This window comes from Streptomyces sp. NPDC058671 (assembly GCF_042716475.1).
Lineage (GTDB): Bacteria > Actinomycetota > Actinomycetes > Streptomycetales > Streptomycetaceae > Streptomyces.
This window is the reverse complement of record NZ_JBHXSA010000011.1, coordinates 21,778-27,777: the sequence shown is the minus strand read 5'-3', so window position 1 is coordinate 27,777 and position 6,000 is coordinate 21,778. Positions and strand designations below refer to the sequence as shown.

At 71.5% G+C, this 6,000-nt stretch carries 5 protein-coding genes; 4 read left to right on the top strand and 1 reads right to left on the bottom strand.

Translation table 11 applies throughout. The features are described from left to right. Window positions 1–155 precede the first annotated feature (155 nt). From ACFWV2_RS15925 to ACFWV2_RS15910, 4 genes are all read left to right on the top strand, one after another. Window positions 156–2,336 carry a discoidin domain-containing protein gene (locus ACFWV2_RS15925; RefSeq protein ID WP_384405618.1) on the top strand — a complete coding sequence of 727 codons (2,181 nt, stop codon included), beginning with the start codon at window positions 156–158 and terminating at the stop codon, window positions 2,334–2,336. 27 nt (window positions 2,337–2,363) lie between these two features. After that, window positions 2,364–3,452: a DUF1996 domain-containing protein gene (locus ACFWV2_RS15920; RefSeq protein WP_384405617.1), complete on the top strand. Its 1,089-nt coding sequence runs from the start codon at window positions 2,364–2,366 to the stop codon at window positions 3,450–3,452. A 107-nt stretch (window positions 3,453–3,559) separates the two neighbouring features. Further along, window positions 3,560–4,981: a GH1 family beta-glucosidase gene (locus ACFWV2_RS15915; RefSeq protein WP_384405616.1), complete on the top strand. Its 1,422-nt coding sequence runs from the start codon at window positions 3,560–3,562 to the stop codon at window positions 4,979–4,981. Window positions 4,982–5,089: 108 nt separating this feature from the next. Next, window positions 5,090–5,383, top strand: a complete 294-nt coding sequence (locus ACFWV2_RS15910) for a YkvA family protein (RefSeq protein ID WP_384405615.1) — start codon at window positions 5,090–5,092, stop codon at window positions 5,381–5,383. A 192-nt stretch (window positions 5,384–5,575) separates the two neighbouring features. Here ACFWV2_RS15910 and ACFWV2_RS15905 read toward each other — a convergent pair whose 3' ends face one another. After that, window positions 5,576–5,950, bottom strand: coding sequence for a PRC-barrel domain containing protein (locus ACFWV2_RS15905; protein ID WP_360790862.1), 375 nt, complete (start codon window positions 5,948–5,950; stop codon window positions 5,576–5,578). Window positions 5,951–6,000: the final 50 nt, after the last annotated feature.

The window sequence follows — 6,000 nt, the reverse complement described above, 5'->3', positions numbered from 1 at the left end:
CGGTGCGCCCCCCCGGTTTTCCGCCCCCTTCACCCCGGGCGGGGCGGCCCGGGGGGGGGCCCCCCGGCCCTCCCTCGCCTACCGGGCGGCGCTCGTGTCCCCGCCGCGCCGCCCGGAAGGCGATCCCCCTCCCCGCTGTCCGTCCAGGAGCCGCCATGTCCTCGATCGCCGACCCGACGACACGAGGGCGCGTCCGCAAGCGCGCCCGCACCACGGGGTCACTCATCTCCCTGGGTGCCCTGCTCGCCACCTCCGCCACCCTGCTGACCTCGGCGCCCGCCACCGCGGCGGAGACCCTCCTCTCCCAGGGGAAGCCCGCCACCGCCTCGTCGAGCGAAGGCGCCGCCTGGACCGCGGCCGCCGCCGTCGACGGCGACCTCACCGGAACCCGCTGGTCGAGCCAGTGGAGCGACGCCCAGTGGCTCCAGGTCGACCTGGGCAGCAGCACGAACATCAGCCGCGTCGTACTGAACTGGGAGGGCGCGTACGGCAAGGCGTACGACATCCAGCTCTCCGACAACGGGACCGACTGGCGCACCGTCAAGTCCGTGACGGCCGGCGACGGAGGCATCGACGACCTCACGGTCACCGGCACCGGTCGGTACGTCCGCCTCCAGGGCGTCACCCGGGGAACGGGCTACGGCTACTCGCTGTGGGAGTTCCGGGTGTACGGCGGCGGCACCAATCCTCCGCCGGGCGGCGCGGTCAAGGTGACCGGCTCGCAGGGCAACTGGCAGCTGACCGTCGGCGGGCAGCCGTACACGGTGAAGGGCCTCACCTGGGGCCCGGCGATGGCCGACGCCCCCCGCTACATGCCGGACCTGAGATCCATGGGCGTCAACACGGTCCGGACCTGGGGGACGGACGCCTCCAGCAAGCCCCTGCTCGACGCGGCGGCCGCCAACGGCCTCAAGGTGATGAACGGTTTCTGGCTCCAGCCGGGCGGCGGACCGGGCTCGGGCGGCTGCGTCAACTACGTGACGGACACCGCGTACAGGAACACCATGCTCACCGAGTTCGCGAAGTGGGTCGAGACCTACAAGTCCCACCCGGCGACGCTGATGTGGAACGTGGGCAACGAGTCCGTCCTCGGTCTGCAGAACTGTTACGGCGGCACCGAGCTCGAGGCCCAGCGCAACGCGTACGCGACGTTCGTCAACGACGTCGCCAAGAGGATCCACTCCATCGACCCCGACCACCCCGTGACCTCGACGGACGCGTGGACCGGCGCCTGGCCCTACTACAAGCGCAACGCCCCGGACCTCGACCTGTACTCCATGAACTCCTACGGCGACATCTGCGGGGTGCGCCAGGACTGGGTCGAGGGCGGCTACAACAAGCCGTACCTCATCACCGAGGGCGGCCCCGCCGGCGAGTGGGAGGTTCCCGACGACGCCAACGGCATCCCCGACGAGCCCACCGACGTCCAGAAGGCCGACGGCTACACCAAGGCGTGGAACTGCGTCACCGGCCACCAGGGCGTCGCCCTCGGCGCCACCCTGTTCCACTACGGCCTCGAACACGACTTCGGCGGCATCTGGTTCAACCTCGTGCCCGACGGCCTGAAGCGCCTGTCGTACTACGCCGTCAAGAAGGCGTACAACGGCACCACCGCCGGCGACAACACCCCGCCGGTCATCACCGACATGACCGTCACCCCGGCCTCCGCCGCCCCGGCCGGGCGGGAGTTCACCGTCCGCGCCGACATCCGCGACCCCGACGGGGACCAGGTCACGCCCAAGATCTACCTCAGCGGAAACTACGCCAACGGCGACAAGCGTCTCGTCGACGCGCAGTACCGCTCCCTGGGCAACAACACCTTCGCCGTCACCGCACCCGAGAAGCTCGGTGTCTGGAAGGTCTACATCCAGGCCGAGGACGGCCGCGGCAACGCGGGCATCGAGACGAAGTCCGTCAAGGTCGTCGCCCCGCCCGTCACCGGCACCAACCTCGCCCTGAACAGGCCCACCACCGCCTCCTCCGCCCAGGCCTCCTACGGCGACTGCCCCTGCCCCGCCTCCAACGCCACCGACGGCGACACCGGCACCCGCTGGGCGAGTGACTGGAGCGATCCGCAGTGGATCCAGGTCGACCTCGGCTCGGCCAAGCCCATCCGCACCCTCCAGCTCGTCTGGGACCCCGCCTACGCCAAGTCCTACGAGGTCCAGGTCTCCGACAACGGCACCACCTGGCGGACCGTCCACACCACCACCACCGGCAACGGCGACATCGACACCGTCGAGACCGCCACCACCGCCCGGTACGTCAAGCTCCAGCTCACCGCCCGCGGCACCGGCTGGGGCTACTCGCTCCACGAGTTCGGCGTCTACAGCTGACCCCCTGAGGAGAACGAGGAGATCACGATGACCACGAGGAGAATCCGCGGCCGGACCCTGTCCGCCTTACTGCTCGCCGCCGCCATGGGCGTCTCCGCCCTGGCCGTCGACACCTACACCGCCGCCAGCGCCCGCGGCGAGAGCCGGACGTCGGCCTCCGCCCACGGCGGACACGTCATGGCCGCCTCCACCCAGGCCTCGGGCGACGACGCCGACGGAGACGGCTACATCCCGGCCGTACCCCAGGTCACCGGTGTGACACCGTCCACCGCCACCCCGCCGCCGGCCTACCACCACGAGTTCCAGGCGGGATGCTCCGTCACCCACACCGCGCCGGACGACCCGATCGTCTACCCGGGCCAGTTCGGCAAGTCCCACGACCACACGTTCATGGGCAACACCTCCACCAACGCCGCCAGCACCACCGGCTCGCTCTACGGAGGCAACACCACCTGCAAGGCACCCGCGGACGCCTCCGCGTACTGGATGCCCTCCCTGTACAAGGGCGACCAGAAGATCCTGCCCGTGGGCCCGCAGGTCATCTACTACAAGGCGGGCGTCACCGACTACCGGAGCGTGCGGCCCTTCCCCAAGGGACTGCGGTTCGTCGTCGGCAACCCCATGCAGAGCGCCCAGGAGTTCCGCAGCCACAAGGGCTTCGTCGAGGGCTGGGAATGCGGTGACAGCTTCTTCAACACCGACATCCCGGCGAGCTGCCCGAACCGGCCCGACGTCCAGCTCAACCTGCGCATGCAGGCCCCCAGCTGCTGGAACGGCCTGTACCTCGACACCCCCGACCACAAGAGCCACATGGCCTACCCGGTGGTCAAGCCCGGCACCAACGACAACATGTGCCCGGCCTCCCACCCGGTCGCCCTGCCGATGATCGAGTTCAAGATGGCGTGGCCGGTCAACGGCGACATGAGCCAGGTCCGCCTGGCCAGTGGTCGCGGCTACTCCTTCCACTACGACTTCTTCAACGCGTGGGAGGAGCGCACCCTCAAGGCCCTGGTCGACCACTGCATCGTCGGCGGCCTCCAGTGCGACACCCGCGGCTTCGACCTGTACCGCCCCGAACGCGGGACGGTCCTGAACGCCGACCACCGTCTGCCCTGACCCCTGACCCCCGCACGGCCCGGACGCCCGCGACGGCGTCCGGGCCGTCCTCACGCCCGCGCGTCCCCGTCCGCCCGACCTCCCTCCCCCGGCCTCAGGAGTAGCCCGTGACCTCCACCGCCCCGTCCGTCACCGCCGACCATGACGCGCTCATCGATCTGCTGCCCCCGCACTTCCGTTTCGGTGCCGCCACCTCCGCCTTCCAGATCGAGGGAGCCGCCGACGAGGACGGGCGCACGCCGTCCATCTGGGACACCTTCTGCCGCGTCCCGGGCGCCGTCGACAACGGCGACACCGGTGACATGGCGTGCGACCACTACCACCGCATGCCCGAGGACGTCGCCCTGCTCTCGTCCCTCGGCCTGGACACGTACCGCTTCTCCGTCTCCTGGCCCCGGGTCCAACCCCACGGACGCGGCCCGGCCAACCCGGCCGGCATCGGCTTCTACGACCGCCTCGTCGACGAGCTCCTCGCGCGCGGCGTCGACCCCTGGCTGACCCTCTACCACTGGGACCTGCCCCAGGAACTCCAGGACGCCGGCGGCTGGCCCGCCCGCGACACCGCCTACCGCTTCGCCGACTACGCGGACCTCGTCCACGAGCGGCTCGGTGACCGCGTCACCCACTGGACCACCCTCAACGAGCCGTTCTGCTCGGCCGTCCTCGGCCATGTCGAAGGCGTCCACGCCCCCGGGGGCCGCTCCCTCGCCGACGGGGTGAACGCCGTGCACCATCTGCACCTGGCCCACGGCCTGGCGGTCCAGCGGCTGCGCTCCGCCGCCCGCCGCCCGCTCGACCTGGCCGTCACGCATCTCCTCGGCACCAGCCGGCCCGCCACCGACAGCGCGGCCGACCACGAGGCGGCCCGCCGGGCCGACGCCCTGGGCTTCCGCTTCTACCTCGACCCGGTCCTGCGCGGCCGGTACCCGGAGGACCTCGTCGACGACCTCGCCGTGCACGGCATCGAGATCCCGGTCCAGGACGGCGACCTCGAGGTCATCGGCAGCCCCATCGACACCCTGGGCGTCAACTACTACCGCTCGATGCGTACCTCGGGGGTCGACGAGCACGGCGCCGGCACCGATGCCCGGGGCGTCCCCGTCACCCGCAACCTGCCACACGGCGGCCTCCCCGTCACCGGTCTCGGCTGGGAGGTGATGCCCCACGACCTCACCGCTCTGCTGCTGCGCGTCTCGCGTGACTATCCCGGCACCCCGATGGTGGTGACCGAGAACGGCGCCGCGTACGAGGACGTTCCCGACGCCCACGGTTTCGTCGAGGACACCGACCGGACCGCCTACCTCTCGGCCCATCTCGCCGCCGTGGCGCGCGCCAGGACGGGGGGCGCCGACGTCCGCGGCTACTTCGCCTGGTCGTTCCTGGACAACTTCGAGTGGGCGTACGGCTACGACAAGCGCTTCGGCCTCGTGCGCGTCGACTACGCCACCCAGACCCGCACGCCCAAGCGCAGCGCCCTGTGGCTGCGCGACACCGCCCACCGCGTCCGCGGCACCGCGGTGGGCGTCTGATCGCGGGTGCGCGTCGGCCCCACGGACGCCGCGTTCCGTAGGGTCGGCCCCGTCGAGGCCGGCCGCTCGGTGCGAGATGGCGTACGGCAGGTGGGGTAGGAGAGGAACATGGACAGCACACTCTGGCTCGTGGTGGCCGCGGTCGTCGCCCTGGTGGCGGCGGGATACGCGGCGGTTCTGCTCGTACGTGTCTTCCGGGCGCGGAGGTTGCTGTTGGAAGCCGGTGTGCCGTTGCGGTCCAAGGCCCTGTTCTGGGCGGCCGTGGTGTACACGGTGTCGCCGATCGACCTGATTCCGGACCCGGTGTACCTGGACGACATCGGCGTCCTGCTCGTGGCGCTGCGGGCCCTGCACTCGGCGGCGGCCAGGGGCGGCGCGGACCGCGACGAACTTCCCGGCTGACGGAGGGAGTCGGGGGCAACGGCACGAGGCGGGGGCCCCCCCCGGGGGGGGGGGGGCCCCCCGGGGGGGGGGGGGGGGGGTGGGGGCGGGGCGGGCCTCAATCTCCCGGGTTGGGGCGGGGTGGGGGGGCCACGGCCGCCGGGGGCCCCGGCAAGTGGGCGGGGTCCCCCGCCTCGGTGTGTCCGGCAGGGGTCAGACGGCGGCCGGTCCGCCTCCGAAGGGGCCGCCCGTCCGGTAGTGCACGGCGATCTCCTCGCGGTACTGCTGGTCCGCGAGGTGCTTGTCGGAGTGGAACTCCGGCGCGTTCTTGATCTGCTCCTTGGTCAGGCCGATGTGCACCGCGTGGCCCTCCAGGTCGATGCGGGTCACCGTACTCGCGGGAAGCAGTACCTCCTTGCCGAAGATCCACACCCCCGTGTCGACGACCAGGTACGCGTCACCGACCTCGTCGGAGTGCTTGTCGACCTTCCCGATGTGCCCGTCGGTGGCCTCCACGCTCCAGCCGGACAGGTCCGTGCCCACCAGGTGGCCGAACGCCTGCCCATAGCTCCACACGTTCTCCGCCATGTCGATCCCTCCTCCGTTCTCGGACGTTCTCCCGAGCCGCGTCGCGCGAG

Coding starts and splice junctions, on each gene's coding strand:
- ACFWV2_RS15925 (WP_384405618.1), top strand. CDS start 156: ATGTCCTCGATCGCCGACCCGACGACACGAGGGCGCGTCCGCAAGCGC.
- ACFWV2_RS15920 (WP_384405617.1), top strand. CDS start 2,364: ATGACCACGAGGAGAATCCGCGGCCGGACCCTGTCCGCCTTACTGCTC.
- ACFWV2_RS15910 (WP_384405615.1), top strand. CDS start 5,090: ATGGACAGCACACTCTGGCTCGTGGTGGCCGCGGTCGTCGCCCTGGTG.
- ACFWV2_RS15905 (WP_360790862.1), bottom strand. CDS start 5,950: ATGGCGGAGAACGTGTGGAGCTATGGGCAGGCGTTCGGCCACCTGGTG.